At 54.7% G+C, this 1,909-nt stretch carries 3 protein-coding genes; 2 read left to right on the top strand and 1 reads right to left on the bottom strand.

Annotated elements, in window-relative coordinates; all coding sequences use genetic code 11:
* Positions 1–61: 61 nt before the first annotated feature.
* Positions 62–469, top strand: coding sequence for an antitoxin Xre-like helix-turn-helix domain-containing protein (locus tag MELB17_RS23040; RefSeq protein ID WP_007352756.1), 408 nt, complete (start codon positions 62–64; stop codon positions 467–469).
* Positions 469–1,167 (top strand): RES family NAD+ phosphorylase, encoded by a 699-nt coding sequence (locus MELB17_RS23035; RefSeq protein ID WP_007352755.1) that lies wholly within the window; start codon positions 469–471, stop codon positions 1,165–1,167. The genes MELB17_RS23040 and MELB17_RS23035 overlap by 1 nt, the downstream gene beginning before the upstream one ends.
* 27 nt (positions 1,168–1,194) lie before the next feature.
* Here the strand turns inward: MELB17_RS23035 and MELB17_RS23030 are convergent.
* A partial coding sequence (locus tag MELB17_RS23030) for an XRE family transcriptional regulator (RefSeq protein ID WP_007352754.1) occupies positions 1,195–1,909 on the bottom strand: 715 nt, incomplete at its 5' end.

Raw genomic sequence — 1,909 nt, 5'->3', positions numbered from 1 at the left:
ATGTGTACATGTAGACGCATTACGCTATAATGGATAAAGTTATACAAAAAGGAGAAAGCCAATGACCACCGCTACCCGCCTTGGGACTCACATCACGGATCGGGAGGCCGAAAAAGGTCGCGTTGCGCTGCAGGGTTTCCTGGGTATCACCTCTGACTGGGACTGCTCTACCGAAGAACGCACCCAACTGCTGGGCGGCGTATCCAGGGCAACTCTCAACAACTACCGCAAACTGAAGCCCACTCGCCTAAGCCGAGACACCATGGAACGGGTGAGCTACGTTATGGGCATCTACAAGGCAGTGAGGGTGATGTACCCCACGGCTGAGCGGGCTCATCGCCGGATCAGGCTGGGAAGTACCGATTTCCCTTTTTCTGGTAAATCGCCGATGGAGTTCATGGCCCAAGGGTCGATACGTCACCTGCTACTGACTCGCCGGTACTTCGACGCCAAGCGAGGGTGGGCATAATGACAACGCCAGGACTCCACCAGCCTCAATGGAAGGCGCACAGGATTATCCCGAGCTGCTTTCCACCGGTTGGGGTTTATGAACGGTACTATGATAACGCCCAAGATTTGGATTTAGCCTTTGAAATCGAAAGCATGACCAATGATCGGCTACTCAATGAAGCGGGAGACATACAGCTGGTCGCACCGGAGGACTGGGTGTGGGGCCCTGGCAGTACGCCGGTCATGGCAGCGTTTACCCACCTTGGTTTTGGTAGCCGGTTTGCGACTGACACGTTCGGGGCTTATTACGCGGCGAGCACGCTTGAAACTGCGATCGCAGAAACGGTCTACCACAAAGAGCGTGAGCTGGCGGCCGCCAACGAAGAGTCCATTGACCTGACCATGCGCTGTTACGTCAACGAAGCAACCAGCCCTTTGCACGATATCCGTGGACCGGAGTTCGAACACCTGCACGATCCCTCAGTCAGCCAGTACGGCAAAAGCCAAGCCTTTGCTGCAGCATTGCGGGCCGAGGCTTCATGGGGGCTTGTGTACAACAGCGTTCGGCATCCAGGGGGTGAGTGCATCGCGGCGTTCAAGCCAAAGGCGGTGACAATACCGGTTCAGAGCGACCACCTGATGTATTTCTATGACGGTGAAGCCCGCAGGATAACGCATTGGGCGAAGGTCACCGAGGCCCACCAAATTTTGTTCTAAGGACACACGAAGGAATCAGACTTTCCGCTACCTCAACACCGACCACCAAAATACCCGCCCGATTACCTCAATATTGCCGCTGGCTACCTGCTCCGCTGAGTATGTTTCAGCGGCGTACTCCGCGCTATTCTGGCTAATAATCTCAAGCCCGCCACCAGGCTTACGGCGCAGGTATTTCACCCGCAGCATACCGTCGTGATTAACCGCGTAGATTTCACCGTCCTTTACGCTTACATCATCCGTATCGACGACAACCCGGGCGCCATCGGGCAAAACCGGCGCCATGCTATTACCCCATACTGAGGTACACACCGCACTCTCTGGGATAACATCCGCTTTGGTTAAGATCGTTTTCGCAAAGCGAAAAACCGCTCTTCCACTTTGGACAATTTTAGTTCGTTCCGTTTCAAGGTCTCTAGGCAGCTCTAACAACAGATGTAGCATGACATCACGCTCATTGAGTGGCGCACCCGCATACAAGTCAGTATCCCCACATTCACCGTCAGCATCTGGCACACTCTTCGGCCCCTCTCCCGTAACCAGCCAGTCAACCGAAACATGAAGGGCGCGAGCCAACTGCAATGCCATGCTCGAATGCTTACTATCACGCGATTCAAGCGCTCCGATTGCAGCCTGCGTTAAATCCGCCAGCGCGCCCAGTTTTGCTTGCGACATACCCCGCTGCACCCTCACCTCTTTTAATCTCTGTCCAAGAGCCATGCTCACCTCATTCTGAAGGTTG

This window comes from Marinobacter sp. ELB17, from assembly GCF_000169375.1.
Lineage (GTDB): Bacteria > Pseudomonadota > Gammaproteobacteria > Pseudomonadales > Oleiphilaceae > Marinobacter.
Note: the sequence above shows the minus strand (reverse complement) of the source record. Positions and strands in the feature narration are given on the sequence as shown.

Excerpts from the sequence above, each read along its gene's own strand:
- MELB17_RS23035 (WP_007352755.1), top strand. The coding sequence starts at position 469 with ATGACAACGCCAGGACTCCACCAGCCTCAATGGAAGGCGCACAGGATT.
- MELB17_RS23040 (WP_007352756.1), top strand. The coding sequence starts at position 62 with ATGACCACCGCTACCCGCCTTGGGACTCACATCACGGATCGGGAGGCC.